Annotated in this window: 23 protein-coding genes; 15 read left to right on the forward strand and 8 right to left on the reverse strand. The window is 72.5% G+C overall.

Annotation, left to right across the window (positions count from 1 at the left end; translation table 11 throughout):
- Positions 1-49 precede the first annotated feature (49 nt).
- Complete coding sequence (locus ACZ7OU_RS24495) at positions 50-238, forward strand: recombination activating protein 1 (protein WP_470237766.1); 189 nt, start codon at positions 50-52, stop codon at positions 236-238.
- A 6-nt stretch (positions 239-244) separates the two neighbouring features.
- Here ACZ7OU_RS24495 and ACZ7OU_RS24500 read toward each other — a convergent pair whose 3' ends face one another.
- Positions 245-1639 (reverse strand): DNA-binding protein, encoded by a 1395-nt coding sequence (locus ACZ7OU_RS24500; protein ID WP_470237765.1) that lies wholly within the window; start codon positions 1637-1639, stop codon positions 245-247.
- A 385-nt stretch (positions 1640-2024) separates the two neighbouring features.
- Here ACZ7OU_RS24500 and ACZ7OU_RS24505 point away from each other — a divergent pair, with 385 nt between their 5' ends.
- Complete coding sequence (locus ACZ7OU_RS24505; protein WP_470256846.1) at positions 2025-3476, forward strand: DNA-binding protein; 1452 nt, start codon at positions 2025-2027, stop codon at positions 3474-3476.
- Here ACZ7OU_RS24505 and rpe read toward each other — a convergent pair whose 3' ends face one another.
- Entirely contained in the window at positions 3477-4148 is a 672-nt protein-coding gene (rpe, locus tag ACZ7OU_RS24510) for a ribulose-phosphate 3-epimerase (RefSeq protein ID WP_470257650.1), read from the reverse strand.
- A 204-nt stretch (positions 4149-4352) separates the two neighbouring features.
- Here rpe and tkt point away from each other — a divergent pair, with 204 nt between their 5' ends.
- The 5 genes from tkt to ACZ7OU_RS24535 are packed head-to-tail and all read left to right on the forward strand — an operon-like array spanning position 4353 to position 9621.
- Entirely contained in the window at positions 4353-6470 is a 2118-nt protein-coding gene (tkt, locus tag ACZ7OU_RS24515) for a transketolase (RefSeq protein WP_470256847.1), read from the forward strand.
- Positions 6454-7041, forward strand: a complete 588-nt coding sequence (hxlB, locus tag ACZ7OU_RS24520) for a 6-phospho-3-hexuloisomerase (RefSeq protein WP_470256848.1) — start codon at positions 6454-6456, stop codon at positions 7039-7041. The genes tkt and hxlB overlap by 17 nt, the downstream gene beginning before the upstream one ends.
- Positions 7042-7092: 51 nt before the next feature.
- Positions 7093-8034 carry a class II fructose-bisphosphatase gene (gene glpX, locus ACZ7OU_RS24525; RefSeq protein ID WP_470237761.1) on the forward strand — a complete coding sequence of 314 codons (942 nt, stop codon included), beginning with the start codon at positions 7093-7095 and terminating at the stop codon, positions 8032-8034.
- Positions 8035-8065: 31 nt separating this feature from the next.
- Positions 8066-9448: an ATP-dependent 6-phosphofructokinase gene (locus ACZ7OU_RS24530; protein ID WP_470256849.1), complete on the forward strand. Its 1383-nt coding sequence runs from the start codon at positions 8066-8068 to the stop codon at positions 9446-9448.
- Complete coding sequence (locus tag ACZ7OU_RS24535; protein ID WP_470256850.1) at positions 9448-9621, forward strand: hypothetical protein; 174 nt, start codon at positions 9448-9450, stop codon at positions 9619-9621. The genes ACZ7OU_RS24530 and ACZ7OU_RS24535 overlap by 1 nt, the downstream gene beginning before the upstream one ends.
- Positions 9622-9645: 24 nt before the next feature.
- Here ACZ7OU_RS24535 and ACZ7OU_RS24540 read toward each other — a convergent pair whose 3' ends face one another.
- Positions 9646-10884 carry a prolyl oligopeptidase family serine peptidase gene (locus ACZ7OU_RS24540; RefSeq protein ID WP_470256851.1) on the reverse strand — a complete coding sequence of 413 codons (1239 nt, stop codon included), beginning with the start codon at positions 10882-10884 and terminating at the stop codon, positions 9646-9648.
- A 134-nt stretch (positions 10885-11018) separates the two neighbouring features.
- Between ACZ7OU_RS24540 and ACZ7OU_RS24545 the strand changes: the two genes are divergently transcribed.
- Both ACZ7OU_RS24545 and ACZ7OU_RS24550 read left to right on the forward strand, forming a co-directional pair.
- On the forward strand, positions 11019-11930 hold the full coding sequence (locus ACZ7OU_RS24545; protein ID WP_470256852.1) for an MBL fold metallo-hydrolase: 912 nt from the start codon (positions 11019-11021) through the stop codon (positions 11928-11930).
- Complete coding sequence (locus ACZ7OU_RS24550) at positions 11927-13237, forward strand: carboxylesterase/lipase family protein (protein WP_470256853.1); 1311 nt, start codon at positions 11927-11929, stop codon at positions 13235-13237. Before ACZ7OU_RS24545 ends, ACZ7OU_RS24550 begins: the two co-directional genes overlap by 4 nt.
- A gap of 33 nt (positions 13238-13270) precedes the next feature.
- Here ACZ7OU_RS24550 and ACZ7OU_RS24555 read toward each other — a convergent pair whose 3' ends face one another.
- Positions 13271-13747 (reverse strand): SRPBCC family protein, encoded by a 477-nt coding sequence (locus ACZ7OU_RS24555; protein ID WP_470256854.1) that lies wholly within the window; start codon positions 13745-13747, stop codon positions 13271-13273.
- Between the two features lie 133 nt (positions 13748-13880).
- Between ACZ7OU_RS24555 and ACZ7OU_RS24560 the strand changes: the two genes are divergently transcribed.
- Positions 13881-14765, forward strand: a complete 885-nt coding sequence (locus ACZ7OU_RS24560; RefSeq protein WP_470237753.1) for a helix-turn-helix domain-containing protein — start codon at positions 13881-13883, stop codon at positions 14763-14765.
- Here ACZ7OU_RS24560 and ACZ7OU_RS24565 read toward each other — a convergent pair.
- A complete protein-coding gene (locus tag ACZ7OU_RS24565; RefSeq protein WP_470256855.1) occupies positions 14735-14872 on the reverse strand; it encodes a hypothetical protein in 138 nt (45 codons plus the stop codon). The two genes, ACZ7OU_RS24560 and ACZ7OU_RS24565, sit on opposite strands and share 31 nt — an antisense overlap.
- A 306-nt stretch (positions 14873-15178) precedes the next feature.
- Here ACZ7OU_RS24565 and ACZ7OU_RS24570 point away from each other — a divergent pair, with 306 nt between their 5' ends.
- The gene (locus ACZ7OU_RS24570; protein WP_470256856.1) at positions 15179-16117 is read left to right on the forward strand and encodes an oxidoreductase; all 939 of its coding nucleotides are present in this window, start codon (positions 15179-15181) and stop codon (positions 16115-16117) included.
- A 112-nt stretch (positions 16118-16229) separates the two neighbouring features.
- Here the strand turns inward: ACZ7OU_RS24570 and ACZ7OU_RS24575 are convergent, their stop codons facing one another.
- Positions 16230-17273 carry a ketoacyl-ACP synthase III family protein gene (locus ACZ7OU_RS24575; protein WP_470256857.1) on the reverse strand — a complete coding sequence of 348 codons (1044 nt, stop codon included), beginning with the start codon at positions 17271-17273 and terminating at the stop codon, positions 16230-16232.
- The gene (locus tag ACZ7OU_RS24580) at positions 17260-17556 is read right to left on the reverse strand and encodes a hypothetical protein (protein ID WP_470237749.1); all 297 of its coding nucleotides are present in this window, start codon (positions 17554-17556) and stop codon (positions 17260-17262) included. Before ACZ7OU_RS24580 ends, ACZ7OU_RS24575 begins: the two co-directional genes overlap by 14 nt.
- A gap of 395 nt (positions 17557-17951) precedes the next feature.
- Between ACZ7OU_RS24580 and ACZ7OU_RS24585 the strand changes: the two genes are divergently transcribed.
- Positions 17952-20144: a fibronectin type III domain-containing protein gene (locus tag ACZ7OU_RS24585; protein WP_470256858.1), complete on the forward strand. Its 2193-nt coding sequence runs from the start codon at positions 17952-17954 to the stop codon at positions 20142-20144.
- Between the two features lie 24 nt (positions 20145-20168).
- Here the strand turns inward: ACZ7OU_RS24585 and ACZ7OU_RS24590 are convergent, their stop codons facing one another.
- Entirely contained in the window at positions 20169-20798 is a 630-nt protein-coding gene (locus tag ACZ7OU_RS24590; RefSeq protein ID WP_470256859.1) for a TetR/AcrR family transcriptional regulator, read from the reverse strand.
- 52 nt (positions 20799-20850) lie between these two features.
- Here ACZ7OU_RS24590 and ACZ7OU_RS24595 point away from each other — a divergent pair, with 52 nt between their 5' ends.
- From ACZ7OU_RS24595 to ACZ7OU_RS24605, 3 genes are all read left to right on the forward strand, one after another.
- Positions 20851-21717, forward strand: a complete 867-nt coding sequence (locus ACZ7OU_RS24595; protein WP_470256860.1) for a ketopantoate reductase family protein — start codon at positions 20851-20853, stop codon at positions 21715-21717.
- Between the two features lie 381 nt (positions 21718-22098).
- Positions 22099-22932, forward strand: a complete 834-nt coding sequence (locus ACZ7OU_RS24600) for a DMT family transporter (protein ID WP_470237745.1) — start codon at positions 22099-22101, stop codon at positions 22930-22932.
- 20 nt (positions 22933-22952) lie between these two features.
- Entirely contained in the window at positions 22953-23702 is a 750-nt protein-coding gene (locus tag ACZ7OU_RS24605) for a short-chain dehydrogenase/reductase (protein ID WP_470256861.1), read from the forward strand.
- Positions 23703-23899: the final 197 nt, after the last annotated feature.

Below are 23899 nucleotides of genomic sequence, written 5' to 3' on the forward strand. Positions count from 1 at the left end.
CGGTGCGTCGGTGCCGCCAACAGTTGGTGACGGAAACGAAGGTGACGGGATGAACCAGGCGGTCGAGTCCGCGCGGCTGCCGTGCCTGTACTGCGGGGAGCGCTACGGGCCGGACGACGTCGAGCGGCACACCGAGCCGGTGCGGTGCGGGCGCTGCATCACGTGCGTCGGCAAGCCGGCGTGCTTCGACTGCCGGCTCATGTACTGCGTCTGCGACGTGCACCGGTACCGCGGCTGACCGGCGTCAGATCTCCAGCGCCCGGCGCACGGTCGGGGCGTTCCGCCGGGAAACCGGCACCATGGTCTGCTCCTGGTCGTCCATGACCAGGAACAGCTCGCCCTTGTACCGGCGCTCCACCTCCCGGATCCGGCTGAGGTTCACCACGTACTGCCGGTGCACCCGCAGGAAACCGGAGTGGGTCAGCTCCGCTTCGAGCCGGTCGAGGCCCGGCGAGGCGGAGCGCAGCAGTCCCTGGTCGGTGGACAGCCAGACGTCGTTGCCGTCCGACTGGGCGAAGGAGACTTCGGGCAGCCGGAGCAGGACCATGCGGTTGTCGCGCGTCGCGACCATCCGGTGCGGCTGCGCGCGCGGCGGTGCCTCCTCGGCCGTGCGGGGCAACGGATCCCCGTCGGCGATGCCGAAGGAGACGACGTTGCCGACCAGGTGCCCGGACAGGAACACCGGCCGGAAGCTGATCGACGTCGGTTCGGTGGTGAGCCGGGTGAAGATCTGCGTCGAGCCGGACCAGCCGGGGTTGCGCGCCGCCTGCTCGGCGGCGTACTTGGCGGCCTGGATGAACTCCGGCAGCTCCGGCTTCCAGCGGACCGCCGGATCGGGCGCCGGGGTGGAGCCCGGGATGCCGAGGAGCACGCCCGCGGTGTCGTCGGCGAGCACGACGCGGCCCGCGGGGTCCACGGCCGCGAGCGCCGCGCTCGAGCCCGCCCGGACGTGGCTGAAGGCGGCCATCAGCTCGGCGCCGTCGTCCTTGGCGCGCAGGCGCAGGATGCGCTGGGTCATCGTGGCCGCGTTGCCGAGCCAGCCGCCCACGGTGCCGGGCAGGTCGCCGCGCCAGCACGAGATGTTGAGCACCGCGACCGGTTTCCTGGTCACCACGTCCCGGATCGCGACGCCGGCGCAGGTCCAGTCGTGGAAGGCCTGGCACCAGTGCTCGGCGCCGCGGATCAGTACCGGGGCGTAGGACATGAGCGCGGTGCCCATGCCGTTCGTCCCGGTGGTGCCCTCTGACCAGCAGAACCACCGGGCCAGGTTGGCCGCGGCGGCGACGTCGCGCGTGGCCTGGTCACCCCATTGGGCCAGTATCCGGCCGGTGCCGTCGGTGATGGTCACGATGCCGCCGAGGGTGCCGACCTCGTGCGCCAGCGAGGCGGCGCGGAAGCCGAGCTCGGCGAACACGACGTCGTGCTCCAGCGCGTGGCCGACCTCCGCGACGGCCGCCGGGGCTTCGGTCAGGAGCGGGTCGACGCGGTACTGGTCCCGGCACCGCTGCCAGGAGATCGCGATCTCGGGCCGCACGCCGCTGAGGTCGTCCTCGCCCCGCGCGAACCGCTCCCACGCCTGGTGCACCGTCGCTCCGCCACGGGCGCGGGAGCTCGGGTCGAGCCGGCGTACCTGTGCCATGGGAGACCGCCTTTGGTCTGTCGGGCCGGGGGCGCGGGCGAACTGGCCTTCCCCGCAAGCTAAACGCCGCGCCGGACGGGCGGCAAGCACCGGGGGATGACCGCGCGCGAACGCCTGACGAACGGTCGTGAAGCGATGACCGGCGGCGGTGTGCCGCCCGCCGGCGGTCGGCACGGTGTTCCGTGCCCGGCCGGACTTATGATCGATGTGCGGCCGGATGCGGGGTTTCCCGGCTACCTGTCCGATCGGGTAGTTCTACAGCGATGTGGCCGAACGCGGTGAACATGTCTTGAAATGGTTCGCTGCACCGCGTTACTTTGTGACATCTTTCCGTGCCCGGCGATGGCAGGTGACCGCCGGTGCACCCGGCGACAAGGAGGTCGCGATGACCGGGAGAGTGCCGCCGCTGGTGATCGCACCGAGCCGCCCCGGTGGACGTGACCGCGTGCCCGCCGGTTCCCTGGTGACGACTTCGTCGGCGAAGGAAGTGGCTCGCGCTTGGGAGAACTTCGCCGCGGGCGAGGACATCGAAACGGGCGTGCGGCCGGAGATCCTGGCTTCCTGGTACCGGTGCCGGGACCGGTACGACGTCGACCGCACGCTGGACGTCGCGCCGGGGGCCAGGGGAGACGAGGCCCAGCGGATCGACAACGGCGTGATCTTCACCGCGCTCGGCGGTCTCGGCGCGCTGGCCGGCCAGGCGGTGGAAAGCGACGGCGCCGTCGTCACGGTGACGGACGGGGACGGGCGCGTGCTCGGCGCCTGGGGCGACCCCAGCGCGCAGCGGCGCGCCGAGCTGCACAACCTCGCCCCGTGGTCGTCGTGGTCGGAGGAGTGCACCGGCACGAACGGGATGGGCACGTCGCTCGAGGTGTCCGGCCCGGTGACCGTGACGGGGCCGGAACACTGGTGCGAAGCGTTCCACCAGTGGGCGTGCGCGGGCATCTCGATCCGTGACGTGGTGACCGGCGCCCCGGTCGCGTCGATCAACATCTCACGGTGGAACGCGTCGCTGTCCAAGCTCGTCCCGCCGTGGCTGACGAAAGCGGTCGCGTGCGTGGAACAGGAGATCTACCGGCGCGCCATCTACGAAGCCGACAAGGTCGTCGCCGAGTTCACGAGAAAGTGCGCGCAGGCCGGTGGTTCGTTCATGGCGATGGACCGCGGGGGCAACGTGATCGCCGCGAACCCGGCGGCCGTCGCGATGCTCGGGCTGGCCGGCGAAGCCCCGATCGTCGCGGGTGCGACCGAGCCGGCGCAGCGGTGGACCCCGGACATCGCGGGCTTGCCGGAAGTGCTGCGGTGGGCCAAGGAGCGGGCCCAGGGCAACGCCGAGTGGAGCGGCCACGCGCGGCTGGCGGTGTGCCCCGGCGAAGAGGCCATCCCGCTGACCCTGCGGTCGGTCGTCGACGCGAACCACGTGGTGGGCATGCTGTGCGCGTTCGGGGTGCAGGAAGGCGAAGCCTACGAAGGGAACGCCGACGACGTCGTCGGCCCGCTGCCCCGGTGCGTCATCGGGATGCGCGACGACCGGCTGGTGCTGCTGGCCCCGTCGGAGATCCGTTACGCCGAGGCGGACCGCAACATCGTCTGGCTCGTCACGGAACGGGGCCGGATCCAGGCCGCGACGCGGGGCCTGGACAACGTCGAGCGGCTGCTGACGCCGTTCGGGTTCCGCCGGGTGCACCGGCGGTTCCTGGCCAACCTGCGCCGGGTCGCGGAGATCGAGCGGGGGATCAAGGGCGAGCTGTTCCTGATCATGGACTCCCGTGCCCACGAGTTCGTGCCGGTTTCCCGGCGCCACGCCCCGGATCTGCGGCGCATGCTCGGCGTGTGATCAGCGGGACCGCGCGGCCAAGGCTGCCACCTGCCGGCGCAGGCCCGCCACGGCCTGCGCCGGGTCCGCGGCCGCGTAGACGGCCGAACCGGCGACGAAGCAGTCGACGCCGGCCTCGGCCGCCTGCTCGATCGTGCCGGCGTTGATGCCGCCGTCGATCTCCACCACCAGGTTCAGGTGACCGGCGTCGACCATCGACCGAGCCCGGCGCACCTTGCCGAGGACGTCGGTGATGAACTTCTGGCCGCCGAAGCCGGGTTCCACGGACATCACCAGCAACGTGTCGTAGTGCTTGAGCACGTCGAGGTAGGGCTCCAGTGGCGTGCCCGGCTTGATCGCCAGCCCCGCCTTCGCGCCCGCGGCCCGCAGGTCCTTCGCGAGCGTCACCGGGTTCTCGGCGGCCTCGACGTGCACGGTGACGTTGTAGGCACCCGCTTCCGCGTACCCGACCGCCCAGCGGTCCGGATCGTCGATCATCAGGTGGCAGTCCACCGGGAGGTCGGTGGCGGCCAGCAACGACCGCACGACGGGCAGGCCCAGGGTCAGGTTCGGCACGAAGTGCGCGTCCATGACGTCCACGTGGAGCCAGTCCGCGCCGGAGTTCCCTTGCACGGCAGCCACTTCGTCGGCGAGCCGGGCGAAGTCGGCGGAGAGGATGGACGGGGCTATCAACGGCTGGTTCGACACGTCTTCGAGCGTAGGCACCGGGGTCCCGTGCGTGGCTATTCGTGGTGTGTATCCGGGGATTGCGGTTTCGCATGTGCCGGAGTGTTGCCGCGGTTCGCGGGGCCGGGTGATGGTGGTGGCACCAGCCGAGCTGAAGAAGCACGCCACCCGCTGACCCCATCCATCCTGCGAACTCAGGAGCGCGTGTCCATGGCACCGAAACCATCCCTTGACGAGGTCGCTCGCCTGACCACCCGGCGAACGCCCGACGACTGGTCCGATGTGGACCGTCGCGCGGTCGACACCGCCCGCGTGCTGGCCGCGGACGCGGTCGAGCACTGCGGGAGCGGGCACCCCGGCACGGCCATGAGCCTCGCGCCCGTCGCCTACGCGCTGTTCCAGCGGGTCATGCGGCACGACCCCGGCGACGCGCGGTGGCTCGGGCGGGACCGGTTCGTGCTCTCGGCCGGGCATTCGAGCCTCACGCTGTACATCCAGCTGTTCCTCTCCGGCTACGGCCTGGAGCTCGACGACCTGAAAGCCTTGCGCACGTGGGGTTCGCGGACGCCGGGCCACCCCGAGTACGGGCACACCACCGGCGTGGAGACCACGACCGGCCCACTCGGCCAGGGCCTGGCGAACGCGGTCGGGATGGCGATGGCCGCCCGCCGCGAGCGCGGGCTGTACGACCCGGACGCGGAGCCGGGCCGGAGCGTCTTCGACCACCACGTCTACGTGATCGCCTCGGACGGCGACATCGAAGAGGGCGTCACCTCCGAGGCCTCGTCGCTGGCCGGAACCCAGCAGCTCGGCAACCTCACGGTGATCTACGACAGCAACGAGATCTCCATCGAGGACGACACCCGCATCGCGCTGTCCGAAGACACCGCCCAGCGCTACGAAGCCTATGGCTGGCAGGTCCTCACGGTCCACGGCGGCGAGGACGTCGCGGCGTTCCTGGACGCGGTCGAGCAGGCCAAGGCCGAGACCGCCCGCCCGACGCTGATCGTGCTCCGCACCGTGATCGGCTACCCGGCACCGACGAAGATGAACTCCGGCAAGGCACACGGCGCCGCGCTGGGTGCCGAGGAGCTCGCCGGGGTCAAGCGGGCCGTCGGCTTCGACCCGGAGCGGAGCTTCCAGGTCGACGACGACGTCCTGAGCCACACCCGCGAGCTGGCCGAGCGCGGGCGGGCCGACCACGAGAAGTGGCAGCTCGAGTTCGACGCCTGGGCGGAGGCCGAGCCGGAGCGCAAGGCGCTGCTGGACCGGCTCACCGCCCGTGAGCTGCCGGCCGGGTGGGCCGACGACCTGCCCACCTGGGCGCCGGCCGACCGGGGAGTCGCGACGCGCAAGGCGTCCGCCGCGGTGCTGGCCAAGCTGGGCGAGGTGCTGCCCGAACTCTGGGGCGGATCGGCGGACCTGGCCGAGAGCAACAACACCACGATCGAGGGCGCGGACTCCTTCGGGCCGGCGTCGATCTCGACCGAAGCCTGGACCGCCCGGCCGTACGGGCGCACGCTGCACTTCGGCATCCGCGAGCACGCGATGGGGTCGATCCTCAACGGCATCGCGCTGCACGGCGGGACGCGCCCGTACGGGGGAACGTTCCTCATCTTCAGCGACTACATGCGCCCGGCGGTGCGCCTGGCCGCGCTGATGCGGCTGCCGGTCGTCTACGTGTGGACGCACGACTCGATCGGCCTCGGCGAGGACGGCCCGACCCACCAGCCCGTCGAGCAGCTGGCGTCGCTGCGGGCCATCCCGGGGATGGCGGTGGTCCGCCCGGCCGACGCGAACGAGACCGCGCACGCGTGGCAGGCGGTCCTGGCGGACACCGGTGGCCCGGCCGGGCTGGCACTGACCCGGCAGGACGTGCCGGTCCTGGAGGGCACGTCCGCGGAGGGCGTCTCCCGCGGCGGTTACGTGCTGGCCGAGGCGTCCTCGGGCGCCCCGGAGGTCGTGCTGGTCGGCACCGGTTCCGAGGTCCAGCTGGCCGTGGCGGCCCGGCGGGTCCTGGAGGCCGACGGGATCGCGACGCGGGTGGTGTCGATGCCGTGCGTCGAGTGGTTCGACCGCCAGGAGCGGACGTACCGGGACCGGGTGCTGCCGCCGTCGGTGCGGGCCCGGGTGATCGTCGAGGCGGGCGTGGCGCAGCCGTGGCACCGGTTCGCCGGCGACGCGGGCGAGATCGTGTCGCTCGAGCACTTCGGCGCTTCGGCGGACTTCAAGACCTTGTTCCGCGAGTTCGGGATCACCGCCGAGGCCGTGGCCGAAGCGGCCCGGCGCAGCTTGACGAAAGGACGATCTCGTGACGAAGTCGATTGAGAAGGAGCTCGATCCCGGTCATTTCTCGGACGCGACCCGCGCGGTCGTCGGCGAGGTGGACCGGGTGCGGGCCGGGGTCCAGTCCGTGGCCTGGATGCGGGCCGGCGCGTTGCTGCTCGAGGCGCCGAAGGTGTTCACCGTCGGGACCGGGCGCAGCGGGCTCGCCCTGCAGATGGCCGCCATGCGGTTCATGCACCTCGGGCTGCCCACCCACGTCGTCGGCGAGGTAACCGCCCCGGCGATCGGCGCGGGCGACGTCCTGGTGGCGGCGTCGGGCTCGGGGACGACGGGCCGGGTGGTGCGGGCCGCGCAGACGGCCCGCGACCAGGGCGCGGACGTGATCGCGCTGACCACGGCGGTGGACTCGCCGCTGGCGGAGATCGCGACCGAGGTGCTCGTCGTCCCGGCCGCGGACAAGCAGGACTTCGACGGCACCGCGTCCGTCCAGTACGCCGGCAGCCTGTTCGAACAGTCCGTCCTGCTGATCACCGACGCACTGTTCCACACGCTGTGGAAGACCGGCGGCAGCCAGGCCCGCGAACTGTGGCGCCTGCACGCGAACCTCGAGTGACCGACGCGGTTTCCCCGTCCTGATCCGCCTTCCAGCCCCGAGGAGCTCCCGATGCAGGCCACCGAGATCAGCACGTTGGAAGCGGTGGCGCTGGCCGCCACGCGCAGCGCCGCCGTGGCCGGCTACGCCTGGGTGGGCCGCGACGACCAGGACGCCGCCGACGCGGCGGCGACCACGGCCATGCGCACCGCCTTGGCCGACGCGCCGGGGCGGGGGACCGTCGTCATCGGGGAGGGCGAGAAGGACGACGCCCCGATGCTGTTCAACGGCGAGGTCGTGGGCACCGGGAACGGGCCCGACTTCGACATCGCCGTGGACCCGCTCGAGGGGACGTCGTTCTGCGCGAGGGACCTGCCCGGCTCCCTGGCCACGATCGCGTTCGGCGAGGCTGGCACCCTCTGGTCGCCCGGACCCGGGTTCTACATGGACAAGATCGTGGTGCCCCCGCGGGCGAAGGACGTCATCGATCTCGACGACCCGCCCGAGCGCACCTTGGCCAAGGTCGCCGAGGCGCTCGGCAAGAAGGTCGGTGAGCTGCGCGTCGTCATCATGGACAAGCCGCGCCACCAGGAGCTGATCGCCCGCGTGCGGCGGGCGGGTGCGTCGGTGCAGACGCCGGCGGGCGGCGACGTCGGGGGCAGCCTGGCAGTGCTGCTGCCGACGCTCGACATCGACCTGCTTCTCGGCGTCGGCGGTACGCCGGAGGGTGTGCTGACGGCCGCGGCGGTCCGGGCGCTGGGTGGCGGCATGCTGGGTCGCCTGGCTCCGCAACGCGACGCGGAGGCCGCCGCCCTCCGCGCGGCCGGCCTGTCCGTCGACCGCATTTACGACTGTGCCGAGCTCGTGGCCGGCGACGCGTTCTTCGTCGCCACGGGGGTCAACGGCGGGCCGCTGCTCGGCCGGCCGCGGATCGGCGACGGCACGACCACCGCCGAGTCGCTCCTGATCTCCCGGGGTCAGATCCGCCACATCACGCACACCACCTTCGAATGACTTCGCGGGCCGGCCCGACCAAGGAGATTCGGTGACGTTGCACCTGGACGACCTCCGCGTTCGCCGCATCGGCGAGTGCCGTTACGACTCGCCGCTCGCCGAGACGCTCTCCACCAAGCGGACTTCTCCGCACTACGTCGCGGAAGGGGACCGGGTCCTGCTCGAGGACACCGTGTCGATGCTGGCCGAGCACGGTCTCCCGGCCGGCCTGGTCCCCAGCTTCGAAGCCGCCGGGCCCCGCCGGAAGATCTACTTCGACCCGGCGAGCGTGACCGCCGGCATCGTCACCTGCGGCGGCTTGTGCCCTGGTCTCAACAACGTCATCCGAGGTCTCGTGCAGGAGCTTTCCGTGCACTACCAGGTCAAGCGGATCCTGGGTTTCCGGAACGGCCTCCAGGGCCTGACGGCCGAAAACCGCGACGACACCGTGGAGCTGACGCCCGAGGGTGTCCGCGACATCCACAACTCCGGCGGCACCATCCTGGGCAGCTCACGCGGCGGTCAGGACGCCGGCGAGATGGTCGACAGCCTCGTCTCGCGCGGCGTCGACATCATGTTCGTCATCGGTGGTGACGGCGGGATGCGCGCCGCGACGTTCCTCAGCGAGGCGATCAAGGCGCGGGGACTTGACATCGCCGTCATCGGGGTCCCGAAGACGATCGACAACGACCTGCCGTTCACCGACCAGTCGTTCGGGTTCCAGAGCGCGTTCGCGCGGGCCACCGACTTCATCTCCGCGGTCGCCGTCGAAGCCGCGGCCAGCCCGAACGGCGTCGGGATCGTGAAGCTGATGGGCCGCCACTCGGGGTTCATCGCGAGTTATGCCGCGCTGGCCGCCAACGCCGCGGACATCGTCCTGATCCCCGAGGTCCCCTTCGTCCTCGGGGGCGCGGACGGTCTGCTGGCCCACGTCGAGCGGCACGTGCGGGAAAAGGGCCGCGTGGTCATCGTCCTCGCCGAGGGCGCGGGCCAGGACCTCCTCGAAGAACACGGCCTGCCGCAGCACAACGGACGCGGCACCGACGCCTCGGGCAACGTCAAGCTCGGCAACATCGGCGAGGTGCTCAAGGAGTGCATCACCGCCCACCTGACCGCGGCCGGCCTCGCTCCGACGATCCGCTACATCGACCCGAGCTACGCGGTCCGCAGCATCGCCGCCAACGCCTACGACAGCGTCTACTGCCTCCGGCTGGCCCACGCCGCGGTGCACGCGGCCATGGCCGGCCGCACCGAAGCCGCGGTCGCGCGCTGGCGGCGCCGCTTCGTGCACGTCCCGTTGTCGTTGATGACGAGCCGGCGCAACCAGGTCGACCCCGACGGCGACCTGTGGATGTCGGTGCTGGAAACCACCTGCCAGCCGGCCGGGTTCGGTGCGGCGCCCGGCCGCGAAAAGGTCCGGGCGGGGTTCTGCTGATGCCGTCCGGGCGCGAGGTCCCGGAGCTGCCCGGGTTCCGGCGGCTGACGGTGCTCGAATGGCTGCGCGGGCGCCTGACGGACCTCCGGCGTTCCGACGCGGCCGGCCACGCCCTGTGCGACCACGACGAGAAGACGGCGCCGTGCCGGATCTGTTCGGTGCGGTACTGGTAGCGACCGCCGGGGTCAGGGGGTGGCTCAGCGGTGCTTGCGGGCCATCCACTGCCAGAGGTGGGTGCCACGGGTGCTCGGGTCGTTGCGGGCCACGTAGATCCACGACCAGTGGCCGGGGAACTGGTGGCCGTCGCGGATGACGTGGTCGTAGAGCGTCAGCTCGGAACGCGGGATGAGGTCGTGCGCGTGGACGGAGTTGGCCTGCGGGTCCACCGTGTCGTCGTCCCGGGAGGCGACCAGCCAGGTCGGGGTCCGGATCGCGGCCAGCTCGGCGTCGGGAACCAGCGGCGGGCCGCCCTCCTCACGAGCGGCGACGACGCCGCAGATCGGCACCGACGAGGCGAACGTGCCGGGGTAGACGGTGGTCATCTTCACGCTCATGTACCCGCCGTTGCTGCAGCCGACGACGTGGACGCGGTCGGCGTCGACGGGCCGCGTACGGAGGACGTCCCGGATGATCTCGTGGATGAGCGGGGCGAAGCGAGGGCCGTCGTCCATCCAGGCGGCCGTGCACTGCGGGGCGACGACGTGAGCGCCGTCGAAGATCGCTTGCGCTTCCGGGGTGGCGAAGCCCAGTGCGCCGCGGTTGGCGCGCAACGTGGTCTCGTTGTCGTAGTAGCCGTCGGGCAGGGAAGCGCCTTCGCCGCCGCCGTGGAGCCAGACGATCAACGGGCGCCGGCCGCGCCCGTGCGAGGGGGAGTACAGCCGGTACTTCATCCCGGACCGCGAGGTGTGGTAACCGAAGGCGTCGACCTCGGGGTTGGTCAGCCGGCCTTGCGTGAACCGGGTGAACGAGACCGGCCGGCCGTGCTGCCGGACGGGGGCGTGCTGCGTGATGGTGTAGACCAGGTCGAGCCGGACGTTGCGGGCCTTGCCGTTGATGTAGCCCAGGGTGCCGCCACCGGTCTGGCCTTCGCCGTAACTCAGTTCCAGCACGATGTTCCCGCGGCGGTCGAGCCGCGCCGCCGTCACGGGCCGGTCGAGGTCGTAGCCGATGTCCTGGCCGCCGGTGTCGATCGGGCTGGTGGCCCGCACGTGCACGCCGAACGTGCCGGTGGTCAGGCTCGCCGGGTCGATCGGCCCGAAGCGGGCGGTGTCGAGCGTGAGCGAAGTGATCTGCTCGCCGCCGTCGAGCGTCTGCGCGTCGAGGGTGAACGCGACGCGGCCGGTCCCGGTGGCGCGGGCGACACCCGGCACCGCGAGGCCGGCGGTGAGGCCCGCGCCCGCGACCAGCGCGGCGCGACGGCTGAATCCCTGGTCCATGCGACTCCTTCGTCGGGGGTGCCGAACGCGCCGGCAATCCAGTGTATCGCCGGAAAACGGCCGAGCCAGCCCCCACGAGGAGTAGGCAAGGCCGGGGCTGGTTCACCGGTTCGCGCCCGCGTCAGGCTGAATCCATGAACGCGATCCCCGAAGAGATCACGCTGGGGGACGTCACCGTCACCCGCGTCAAGGAGTACTACGGCACGGTCGGGATGACCCCGGCCGAGTTCTTCCCCGGAAGCGCTTCCTGGGAGGAGCACCGCGACTGGCTGGTCCCCGACTTCTGGAACCCCGGAACGGACGAGGTCCACGCGGCGATCCAGACCTGGCTGCTGCGCAGCGAAGGCCGCACCATCCTCGTCGACACCGGTGTCGGCAACCACAAGGAGCGGCCCTACGCCGCGTTCTGGTCCCACCGGGAAACCGCTTTCCTCGACACGCTCGCGGCGGCCGGGGTGCGGCCCGAGGACGTCGACCTCGTGATCAACACCCACCTGCACACCGACCACGTCGGCTGGAACACCCGGCTCGACGGCCGGTCGTGGGTGCCCACGTTCCCCAACGCGACCTACCTCATGCCGCGGCGGGACTTCGACTTCTGGAACCCGGCCAACGAGCACAAGTCCGTGTTCGGGCGGGGGAACCAGAACGTGTTCGAGGACAGCGTCACGCCGGTGCACGAGGCCGGGCTGGTCGAGCTGTGGGACGGCTCGTACCGGATCGACGGGAACCTGCGGCTCGACCTCGCACCCGGGCACACGCCGGGTTCGTCCGCGCTGCACCTGGACTCCGGCGGCGACCGGGCGCTGTTCGTCGGCGACCTCGTGCACAGCCCGCGGCAGATCGTGGAGCCGGAGACCAACTCGTGCTTCTGCGAGGACGCCGCCGAAGCGCGGGCCACCCGGCACAAGCTGCTCGGACTGGCCGCCGAGACCGGGGCGCTCGTGTTCCCAGCCCACCTGCCCGGGCCTGGCGGCGTGCAGGTCGAACGCCACGGTTCGCGGTTCGCCATCAAGGACTGGGCGGGTTTCGCCCGCATCGCGTGAGCAGCGTGCAAACTCCGGCCGGTGCCGTGCGCGGCGCACGCGGCCGCTACCGCGCGATCCCGTACGCGGTCGCGCCCGCCGGGGCCGGCCGGTTCGCCGAACCCGTGCCGCACCCGGGGTGGGCGGGGGTCCGTGACGGCACCCGCCCCGCCCCGACGGCCCCGCAGCCGACGCGGGACTTCGGCCGGCTCGACCTGACGCCGTACTTCGGTCCCGGCTGGGTCCGCGGCGAGGAGTACCTCACGGTGGACGTCCACACCCCCGCCGCCGACGACGGCAGGCGGCCGGTGATGGTCTTCGTGCACGGCGGCGGGTTCGTCACCGGGTCGACCGCCGCCGCCCTCTACGACGGCCGGGCGTTCGCCAGGGACGGCATCGTGCTGGTGACGGTCAACTACCGCCTCGGCATCCCGGGATTCCTCGCGCTGGAGGGAGCTCCGGACAACCGCGGCCTGCTGGACGTCCTCGCCGCGCTGCGCTGGGTCCGCGACATGATCGCGGCGTTCGGCGGCGACCCCGGCAACGTGACGGTGTTCGGGCAGTCCGCGGGCGCGACGCTCACGGCGGCCCTGCTGGCGGCACCGGAGGCGAAGGGCCTGTTCCGCCGGGCGATCATGCAGAGCGGCAGCGGCACGGGCGCGTTCACGCCCGAGCAGGCCCGGCGGGTTTCCGTCGCGGCGGCCACCGCACTCGGTCTCGAGCCGACGGCGGACGCTTTCGCGGCGGTCCCGGACACCCGCTTCCTGGAGATCCTGCCCGCGTTGTCGGGCGTGGACCTGACCACGGCGACGGCCGCCGACCCGCTCGCCGGGCTGAGCCCGTTCAGCCTGGTCCTGCCGGTGCAGCCCGCGGACGCGCTCGCCGACGGACCGGCCGGCGACGTCGGACTGCTGATCGGCACCAACACCGAGGAAGGAAATCTGTACCTGGTGCCCCAGGGGAAGTTCGCGGGAGCGCAGCATTCGGCGGCGCTGGGCACCAGGTTGTTCGGCGCCGGCTCGGCCCGGATGAGCGCGGCGCACGCGGACCTCGTACCGGGGCGGACGTACGTGTACTCGTTCGCCCACCGCTCGACGGCGCTGGGAGGGCAGCTCGGCGCGGCCCACACGGTCGAGCTCCCGTTCGTGTTCGACGTCGCCGCCGAGCCGTGGCTGCACGGGGATACCGGGTTGCTCGGGCCGGACCCCGCGCCGGCGGATCTCGCGACCCGCATGCACGGCGCGTGGGTCGATTTCGCCAGGACGGGGGATCCGGGCTGGGCGCCCCACACCCGGGAGCGGCCGGTGGTGGAGGTCTTCGGCGGCTGAAGGCGGGGGCTCCCCGAGGAGCCCCCGCTTCCCTCATGCCTTGGCGAAGCGCTCGTGCAGCCAGCGGCTCAGAGCGAGCAATGTGCGCTCCGCGCTCGACGCCATCTCGTTCCGGAGCTCCGTCACCTCGCGCTCGTTCGCGCCCAGCACCGGATCCATCCGCAGCACCCGCCACTCCTGGGTCACGACCGAGCCGGGGCCGTCGCCGTCGATGAGCCAGCGCCACTGCACGATGCCGTCGTCGAGCCCGCCGACGACGAACACGAACTCCGACGGCGCCTCGGCGGTGAGGACCTGCGACCGGCTCGCCCATTCGCGTTCACCACGGCGGTTGTGCCCGCCGAACCACGCGCCGGGTGCCGGGCCGTCGCCTTCGTCGTACCGCACGTGTGACGCCGTCGGGCTCCACAGTTCGATCTTGGTCACGTCGCTGACCAAGTCGTAGACCACCTGGGGCGGGGCGGGGACCCACGCCCGCCGGGCGAAGGTGAAGGAAGCCGGGTTGTTCATGGGGAAGTCCTCCTGGACTGGGGCGGGGCGGCTTCGTCCAGGGTGGGCCGGGCCCGGTGCGGCGACCAGACCGCCCGTTGCCTACCCCTGGCGGTGGCAGGCTCACCTGCGGCGGCCGCTGCATACTGGGTCCATGGGTGATCAGGGACCGCTGGCCGAGTACCTGCAGGCGTGCCGCGCGCGGCTGCGGCCGGAGGACGTCGGGATGCCTACGTACGGCGAGCGGCGCCGGGTGCCCGGGCTCCGCCGCGAGGAGGTCGCGAGCCTCGCCGGGGTGAGCGCGTCCTACTACGTCCGGCTCGAGCAGGGCCAGTCGGCGAACGCCTCCGACGAGGTCGTCGACAGCATCGCCCGCGCACTCCAGCTCGACCACGACGAGCACGAGCACCTGCGGGTCCTCGCCCGGCCCGCGCGCCGTCGCGCCGCGAAGCGCCCGCCCGTCGAACGCGTCGACGCGGTGACCGCGCAGCTGCTGGCGGGGCTGGGCGAAGTCCCGGCGATCGTGCTGGGACGGCGGACCGACGTGCTGGCCTGGAACCGGCCCGGCCACGCGTTCTTCGCCGGGCACCTCGACTTCGACGCGCCCGGCCGCCCCGCCGACCGGCCGAACATGGCGCGCCTGGTGTTCCTGGACGCCCACACCCGCGACCTCTATCCACAGTGGACGAACAAGGCGCGCGCGGTGGTCGGCAACCTGCGCCTGACCGCCGGCCGCCACCGCGACGACCGGCTGCTGAGCACCTTGATCGGCGAGCTGGTCACCGGCAGCACCGAGTTCGCGGCGCTGTGGGCCGACCACAAGATCCTCGCGTGCGCGGCGACGGAGTACCCCATGCGGCACCCGTTCGTCGGCGACCTGACCGTGCACCAGCAGACCCTGACCCTCGCGCACGCCCCGGAGCAGACGCTCGTGGTCGTGACGGCCGAACCCGGCTCGTCGTCCCAGGCGGCACTCACGCTCCTGAACGCGGCCACCGACGCCCCGGCTCACGGGGTCTCGACGGGCCGCTCCAGGTAGGCGAGCACCGCGACGATCCGCCGGTGGTGGTTCCCGGAGAGCCCGAGTCCGAGCTTGGTGAAGACGGCGGCGATGTGCTCGCTGACGGTCTTCTCCGTGACGAACATCCCGGCGGTGCCTGCCGGGCGAGTTCGGTCACCCGGCCGCCGTCGTCGACCCGGACGATCACCCCGGGAGCTCCGGCGTCGACGTCACGCTGGGCGAGCCGCGCCGAAGGCCGGTGCGGCCAACCGGGACCTGGTGAACGCCGCGGTGTGCGCGATGCTCGGCAAGCTGGCCCCGGCCGGCTGAGCCCGGATGCGTCCCCCGCGCGAGCCACCGCCGATGTCCTCGAACGGGGGACTCGCGCGCCCGCCGCCGCCCGCTAACGTTCCGCGTCGTCCCGCGGTACCTCGAAAACCGAGGAGGAGAACGTGACCAGGTCGACCCCGGGATGGAGCGACGCCGACATGCCCGGCCAGCACGGGCGCACGGCGGTGGTGACCGGCGCGAACTCCGGCATCGGGCTCGAGACCGCGCGGATGCTCGCCGCGAAGGGCGCGCGAGTCGTCCTGGCGTGCCGAAGCCTCGACAAGGCGGCCGCGGCGTGTGACGCGATCCGTTCCACCGCAACGGATGCCGACCTCCACCCGGTCCGGCTGGACCTCGCGGACGCGGCGTCCGTCCGGGAAGCGGCGGCGGTGATCGGTGGCGAGTGCGACCGGATCGACCTGCTGGTCAACAACGCCGGTGCCGCGTTCGGGAAGCTGACCCTGGTCGACGGGGTGGACCGGACGTTCGTCACCAACCAGCTGGGGCCGTTCGCCTTCGCCGGGCTGCTGATGCCGCGCGTGCGGGCCGCGCCGTCCGGGCGGATCGTCACGGTGACCAGCGGCGGCCACGAGATGGGCCGGCTGGACCTCGACGACCTGGCGTTCGCGAAGCGGCGGTACACCCGGTGGCGCGCCTACACCCAGACGAAGCTCGCCAACCTCGTGTTCACGGCCGAGCTCCAGCGCCGGCTGGCGGCCGCGGGGGACCACACGATCGCGGTGGCCGCGCACCCCGGCGCCGCGGCCACCGACTTCGGCCGCAACAGCGGCGGTCTCCTGCGGGTGGTGTCGATGTCACCCCTGCGGTGGCTGCTGGCACCGCTCGTCAACACCGCCGCCGAGGGCGCGTTGCCCACGCTCCGGGCGGCCGTCGACCCCGAGGTGCGCGGCGGGGACTTGTACGGTCCCGGCGGGGTGCACGGCGTCAAAGGCCGGCCGGAGCGGGTCGAGGCGTCCGCCGCCGCGGGCGACGAGGCGGCGGGCGCGCTGCTGTGGGAGCGGTGCGAGCAGCTCACGGGGGTGCGCTACCCCCGGTCGTGAGATCCGCGCGAACGGCAGCGCGCCCGCGGGGCGGGGGAGACGCGTGCCGATGTCAGTCGATGACATCACCCTGTCAGGACGATGTCATCGACTGACTTCACTGCGCGAGCACCTAGCCGAGCGCCGAAACCGGCCCGAGCTGCAGGACGACCGCCGTCCACGTCATGCCGACGCCGATCCCCAGCAGCAGCACGTGCTCGCCCGGACCCGCCTCGCCGGTGCGGAGCAGGTGGTCGAGCGCCACGATCTGGTCGCTGGCGCCGAGGTGACCCACGCGCAGCCCCAGCTCGGTCATCGTGCGGGACTCCGGAATGCCCAGCGGGCGCAGGATCTGCGTCTCCACCAGGCGCCGGCCGTAGTGCGGGGCGCAGATCTTCGCGATGTCCGGCAGGTCGACGCCGGCGTCGGCGAGCGCCGTCTTCACCACCGCCGTCACGCCGTCGGCATTGCGGTTGTCGACGTGCGCCGGGCCGCCGTGGCGCCCGAGCCACTGGCGCTTGCGGCGGCGGATGTCCAGCGACCGGTGGGCCGTGACGCTGGCCGTGCGGAACGGTTCGTCGCCGCGTTGCAGGCCCTCCAGCGAAGGGTCGGTGTACGACGCGATCGCGCGGACGCGTGCCAGTCCCGGCCGCCGCGAGAGCACGACCGCGCTGCCCGCGTCGCCGTAGACGATGCCCGTGTCGGTGCTCCAGTGCGGGAACCCGGGCGCGCCGAACCGGTCGCCGGCGGTGATGAGCGCGGCTTCGTGGTCCGGGCGGCCGCACAGCACGCTCGCCGCGACGTCCAGGCCCGCCACCAGGCTGTTGCTCATCGCGCCGAGCTCGAGGGTGAGCCCGGCGCCCGCGCCGACGCCGAGCCGGTCGCGCACGTAGGACGCGGCGTGCCAGAAGTCGATCCCGGGGTGGTAGATCCCGGCGTGCAGGCAGAGCGTCGGCCAGACCGGTCCGCCGGCCGCGGATTCGGCCTGGCGCAGGGCTTCCCGGCCGGCGCGCACCGCGAGTTCGGGCCCGGGCAGCCCGGCGACGGCGGTGGACAGCTGCCCGGTCCGGTCGGCCTCGGCGGCGGTGAACTCGCCGGCCGCGAGCGGGACCGCGACCGGCGTCAGCGCGCCGACGTCGCAGCCGATCCCGGTGAGGTGCAGGTCATCGACGCGCATCCGGGATCACCTCCGGGAGCACGGCTTCGATCTCCGACAGCATGTCGTCGAGGTGGAGCGGGGGAGCGGACACGTACCCGGCGGCGGCCAGTTCGGCGGCGACGGCCGCGGCGCTTCCTCCGGGGAACCGGTGGAAACCCGCGAAGCAGACGGGTCCGGTGCCCGGAACGGCGATGGCCAGGTGCGCCCAGCCGGTTTCGCGGTCCCACCGCACGATCAGCCGGGTGGTCCCGGCGACGGTGCGGGTCTCGCGGAGCACCTGTGTCAACGTCGTGGCGGTCAAGCAACTTCCTTTCGGCACGGCGAACAGCGCGCACCACGGGGCGCGCGCCGACGGACGATGGGTCGGGGACGCGTCGTCGGGCCCCTGGGAACGACGGCGAATCTACCCCGATGATCATGCGCGCTCAGCCACACCCCGATACACAGAGTGATCGCCCGCGCTGCTAGGGGAGCGGATTTGCCGAAAACTGCTCGGTTTTCGCGCTCGGCGTTCGTGAGGTTCCTTCGGGTGTTGCTCACTCTGGGTAGCGGCGACGGCGATCGGCGCGCCCGCTCGTTCCGGGGCGCTAGGCCGAACAGCGGATGGTGAGGTGGATGAACGTGTTCTAGGTTTCGGGTGGGTCGTACTTCTACTGGGGAGCCGGAATGCGATGCTGGGGGACTTTCTGGGTCACCGTGACCGTCATCCTCGCTGTCGTCGCATCGCCGCCCCGCGCGGCGCACGCGGTCGGCCTGGTCGACTACGCCGGGCTATCCGCCGTCGCGACTCCGGTGCGGGACAACGGGACTCCGGGTCCGCCGACGTCGCTCGTGTGGACGGTCGCCGCCGACAGCGAGTCGGCCACGGTGACCTGGCAGCCGCCCTCGGCCGGTCCGCCGCCCGCCGAGGGCTACGAAGTCGTCACCCCGGACGGGCGGCCGGTCGCGGTGATCGACCACGGCGGGCCCGCGTCGCTGACCCTGCGGGACACGCAGCTGCCGCTCACCGTCGTCGTCCGGTCGGTCAACCACCAGGGTGCGAGCGCCGGCACGACGCCGGTGCGGGTGGCGGTGCCGTCGGAGGTGATGGTGGTCGGCGACTCGATCAGCCAGGGCAGCGCGGGCGACTTCACCTGGCGCTACCGGTTCGACCGGCACGAAGCGACCGCGGGTGACCGGCTTTCGCTCGTCGGGCCGCGCGACGACCTGTTCGACAACGTGGCGAACACCTGGGACGACAACCACACCTACGCCGACCCAGCGTTCGCGCAGCACCACGACGCGCTCTGGGGCGAGTCGATGAGCGGCGCCGCCGGTCACGTCGCCGCCGACGTCGCCGCCTACCGCCCGGACTACCTGCTGGTCCTCCTCGGTGGCAACGACCTGGCGTTCGGCCTGAGCGATGCGGCCGGCGCCGAAGCGAGCCTGCGCGCGTTCATCGCCAACGCGCGGACCGCGGACCCGGGGATGCGGTTCGTCTTCGGCACCCTGCCGCCGTCCCGGCGCACGCAGAGCGACGCCGGGTTCGCGGCCGTCGTGGCCGACTTCAACGCGCGGCTCCGGCGCACGGCCGACGAACTGTCCACAACGGACTCGCCGGTCCACGTCGCGGAGACCGCGCGGGACATCCTCCCGCAGAACGACCTCTGGGACGGCGCGCACCCGAACGCACAGGGCGAGGTCAAGATCGCCGCCGCGTTCGCCGACTCCCTGGCCGGCACCCTGTCCGTCGGCGCGCCGTACCCGCGTCCGTACCCGGTCGTTCCCGTCGGGCCACAGGTGCCGCCGCAGCTGAGCGTCACGGCGGGCATCGGGCAGGCCGAGCTGAGGTGGCCGCTGTCGCCCGGCGCGACCGGCTACTACGTCCACATCAAGGACGTCACGGCCGGCGAGACCACGTTCACCCGCCTGCTCTTCCCCGTCCCGGGTCCGATGTGGACGGCGGGGCTGCTGGCCAACGGTCACACGTACCAGTTCCAGCTGAAGACCACCAAGGGGTCGGCCGAAGGCGTGTTCTCGACCATCGCGACCGTGACCCTGCCCGCGCCGGTACCGGCGGCGGTGACGGACCTGACGGCGAGCCCGGGCAACGGGTCCGCGACGCTGTCGTGGACGCCGGTGGCGAACGCGACCGGCTACTACGTGTTCCGGAAGAACGTCACGGCGGGGGAAACCGCTTTCACGCCGCTGCCGTGGCCGGTGCCGGGTCCGTCTTGGGTGGCCGAACTGCTGGTCCCCGGCGAGACCCTCGAATTCCGCGTGCAGGCGGCCGACGGCGACGTCCGCGGTGGACTGTCCAACGTCGCCGCGGTCACGGTCGCGGGCGTGACCCCGAACGCCGTGACGAACCTGACGGCGAGCCCGGGCAACGGCTCCGCGACGTTGTCCTGGACGCCGGTGGCGAACGCGACTGGCTATTACGTGTACCGGAAAGATGTCTCGGCCGGAGAAACCGCTTTCACGCCGCTGCCGTGGCCGGTGCCGGGTCCGTCTTGGGTGGCCGAGGGCCTGACTCCCGGCGGCACGTACCAATTCCAGGTGCAGGCCGTCAACGGACGCCTCCGCGGCGCGCTGTCGAACCTCGCCACGACGGTCGTGACCGGGCCGGTCCCCGCGGCGGTCACCGATCTGACCGCGGTGCCGTCCGGAACCGGCCAGGCGACGCTGTCCTGGACGCGCTCGGCGAACGCGACCGGCTACTACATCCACGTCCGGAACCTCAGTGCCGGCGAAACGTCGTTCACCAGGCTGCCGTGGCCGGTCGCCGGGCCCGGCTGGGTCAGTGCCGGTTTGGTGCCTGGTGCGCGGTATCGGTTCCGGGTCCAGCCGGTGAACGGCTATGTTCTCGGCGGCCTCTCGAACACCGCCGACGTCACGAGCGGCTCGTGACGGTCTTCGGCTCGCCCGGGGTCGTCAGGTCTCGGTCGGGGGCGCGCTCATCGCCGCGGCCAGGAACGTGATCGCCCAGCGCCGGGCCGAGTCACCCGCCACCGGCGACACGCAGGCCGGGGCCTGCTGGTTGTAGTTCTCGGCGCGGTCGACGGCCGCCACGGCCAGGATCCCGCGCATCCGGAACCACAGTTCCGCCGGGGACAGGCCGGGCAGGGTGCGCTCGAAGGCGGCCAGGTAGCGGTCGCGGACGGTGTTCTCGGCCGCGCCGGTCCAGGCGCGCATCTCCTCGGCCGGGTCGCCGAGGATCCGCATGATCAGCCGGGACGTCCGGGCGCCGCCTTCGTCACCGGTCGCCATCTCGTCGAACAGCGGTCCGGCGAAGGCCTCGACCAGCTCGGCGACCCGCGGGTCCGGGGTCCGGGCGAGCAGGTCGTCGAGTGCGGCGATCTGGGCGGCGTTGATGGGCTCGACCACGCGGCGCACGACCGCGGCCAGCAGCGCCGCCTTCGAGCCGAAGTGATACCCGACGGCGGCCAGGTTCGCGCCGGCGAGGTCGGTGATCGCGCGGACCGACGCGCCGTGGAAGCCGTGCTCGGCGAAGAGGTGCTCGGCCGCGTCGAGGAGCTGCGTGCGGGTGTCGGTGGCCGCCATGCGAGCTACTATACGGACGTATGATTCAAACGAACGTATGAATGAGGCTGGTATGAAACTGCTCGTCTACGGCGCCGGGGTGCTCGGCAGCCAGTTCGCGGTCCGCATGCACGAGGCCGGGCACGACGTCTCGCTCCTGGCCCGGGGCGAGCGCCTGGCATCCCTGCGCCGGCACGGCGTCCAGCTCGCGGAGGGGGACGGCCCGGCCGTGCGGCGGGTGCCGGTGCCGGCGGTCGAGCGCCCGGCCGGCGGGTACGACCTGATCACCGTCTTCGTCCGCACCCACCAGGTGGACGAGGTGCTGGAGTCACTGGCCGACGTCAACGGCGACGTGCTGTTCATGCTCAACTGGGCGGGCGGCCCGGAGCCACTGGCCGCGGTCCTCGGCCCGGAGCGGGTGCTGCTGGGGTTCCCCACGCTGGGCGGCACACTGGACGGTGACGTGGTCCGCTACCGCGAGCCCAGCCTCCTCACCCGCAGGTTCCCGATGTCGATCGGCGAGCCCGACGGCCGGCGGACACCCCGACTGGACGGTCTCGTGCGGACGCTGCGCGCGGCCGGGTTCCACGCCAAGATCGAGCCGAGAATGGACGCGTGGCTCAAGACGCACGCGGCGTTCGAGGTGCCGTTGGGACTGGCGGTACACGCGGCGGGCGGCCCGGTGGCGTTGGCGGAGGACCCGGACGCGGTCCGCGACATGCTGCGCTCGATGCGGCGGAACCTGGCTGCTTTGGCGACGCCGCCGGTGCCACGGGCGTTCGCGGCGCTGCGGACATTGCCGGAGGGACTGCTGGTGCCGGTGCTGCGGCGCTTCTTGCGAAGCCCGACGGCGGTGCAGAGTGGGCTGTCCGCGACTGGGCCCTCGGTGACGGGCGAGCTGGAGCGGCTGGACGAGCAGCTGGGCGCGGCTGCGAGGTAGACGCCGGCCGCGCGGTTGCGGGCCGGCGCGAAGTGGGCGCCGGTCGTGCAGCGGACTCTCCGGCACCGCGCCCCGCGGTGATGGCCGAGCTGCTGGCCGAACTCCTGCATACCGGCGGCAAGTAGGTGCCGCGATCGCGGGCTCGGCTCCAGTCGCGCGGTGGCCCTCCAGCGTCGCGTGCGGCGATGCCGAGCTTGGGCTGCTGGCCGAACAGCTGCGTGCCGGTGCGAAGCAGCCCACCGGATCGCGCCCGCCGCAGCGAGCGAACCCCCGCAAGCCGGCACGAAGTAGCCCACCGGCCCGCACCCGCCGCACCGAGCGAACCCCCGCTCAAGGCACCGGCCCGGCCCCCGGCCAAAGCCGGGCTGACAGACTCAAGCCGTGTTCCTCGGATACGTCCTCGCCGTGCTTGCCGCTGTTGCCTCGGGTAGTGGCTCCATTCTGGAGTCGGCCGGGGTGCGGCGGGCCGGGGCCTTCGGTGGCTCGCCTCAGGACCTCGTCGCGCTGCGGCGGCAGCCTCTCTACTTCCTCGGGGTGGGGGTGGACCTGCTCGGGTTCGTCTTCGCCGCCGCCGCGCTGCATCGCCTTCCGCTGTTCCTGGTCCAGTCGGTGCTCGCCTTCAGCGTCGGTGTGACCGCGACCATCTCCGCGATCCTCGGCGTCCGGCTGGTCGGTGCCGGGTGGGCCGCGCTCGGGGTCGGGGCGACCGGCCTGGTCCTGCTGGGACTCTCCGCGGATCCGAGTCCCGCGCAGCCGCTCGCGTCCGGGTGGAAGCTGCTGCTGGTGGGCGTGGCCGTCGTGATCGCGGCGATCGCGTTCACCGCGCAACGCCGTCATGGCCGGTGGTCGCCGATCGTGCTCGGGTTCTGCGCCGGGCTGGGGTTCAGCGCCGTCGGGATCTCGGCTCGGACGCTCGACTCGTCCGGGCCGGCCTGGCGCCTCGTGCTGGAGCCCGCGATCTGGGCGATGATCGCCAACGGGCTCGTCGCGGCGGTGGCCTTCGCGATGGCCCTGCAGCGCGGCCGGGCGACCGCGGTCACCGCCATCATGTTCACCACCAACACGGCGGTGTCCTCGCTCATCGGCGTGGCGGTGCTCGACGACCGCGTCCGCGCCGGCTTCACCGCCACCGCCGCGGTCGGGTTCGTCCTGGCCGTCGCCGGCGCGATCGGCACCGCGCACTACGCGGCCACCCACCGCACGACCACCGCCTGAGCCGGCGACAGGACAAGCCGATGGATCTGCACCTCGAGGGAAAACACGCGCTGGTCACCGGCGCGTCGAAGGGCATCGGCGCGGCGATCGCCGAGACGCTGGCGGCCGAAGGCTGTGGCCTCCACCTGGCCGCGCGCAACGGAGACGCCTTGGAGCGGCGTGCCCGGAAGCTGCGTGCGGAGCACGGCGTCGAGGTGACCACGCACGCCGTCGACCTGCGGGTCCCCGCCGACATCGAGCGGCTCGCCGAGGTGGCCGCGGACGCCGACATCCTCGTCAACAACGCCGGCGACATCCCCGCCGGCACCCTCGACGACGTCGGCCCGGAACTCTGGCGGCACGCGTGGGACCTGAAGGTCTTCGGCTACATCGACCTCGTCCGGCTGGTGTACCCGCGGCTGCGCGCCCGCGGCCGCGGCGTGATCGTCAACGTCATCGGCACCGGCGGCGAGCGGCCGACCGCGGGATACATCGCAGGCGGCGCGGGCAACGCGGCCCTGATGGCCTTCACCAAGGCGCTCGGAGGCGAAGGCCCGCGCCACGGCGTGCGCGTCGTCGGCGTGAACCCCGGCCCGGTCGCCACCGAACGCGTCACGACGATGCGTGCCGCCAACTCCGACGTCGACGCGCAGTTCGCCTCGCTCCCGTCAGGACGGATCGCCGAGACTCACGAAGTCGCGGACCTGGTGGCGTTCCTGGCGTCCGAGCGCGCCGGCTACATCAGCGGAACGATCGTCACCATCGACGGCGGCATGACGGCCGCGCGCTAGCCGTCCGGCCGCCGGCGAAAACGACACTCCGCTCCATTCGGTAAGTTATTTTCCGAAGTGATCTCCGTCGGTTTCCGCGGATTTGAGTTATTCGGAGTATTTGCATTTCCGGAGTACTGCTTTACGCTCCCATCACTTGATCTTGGCCCGCAGGGGCCTGTCCGCTGGGGGAGCCGGGCTTGTACCGAATTGACCCG

This window comes from Amycolatopsis sp. NPDC114505, assembly GCF_055633615.1.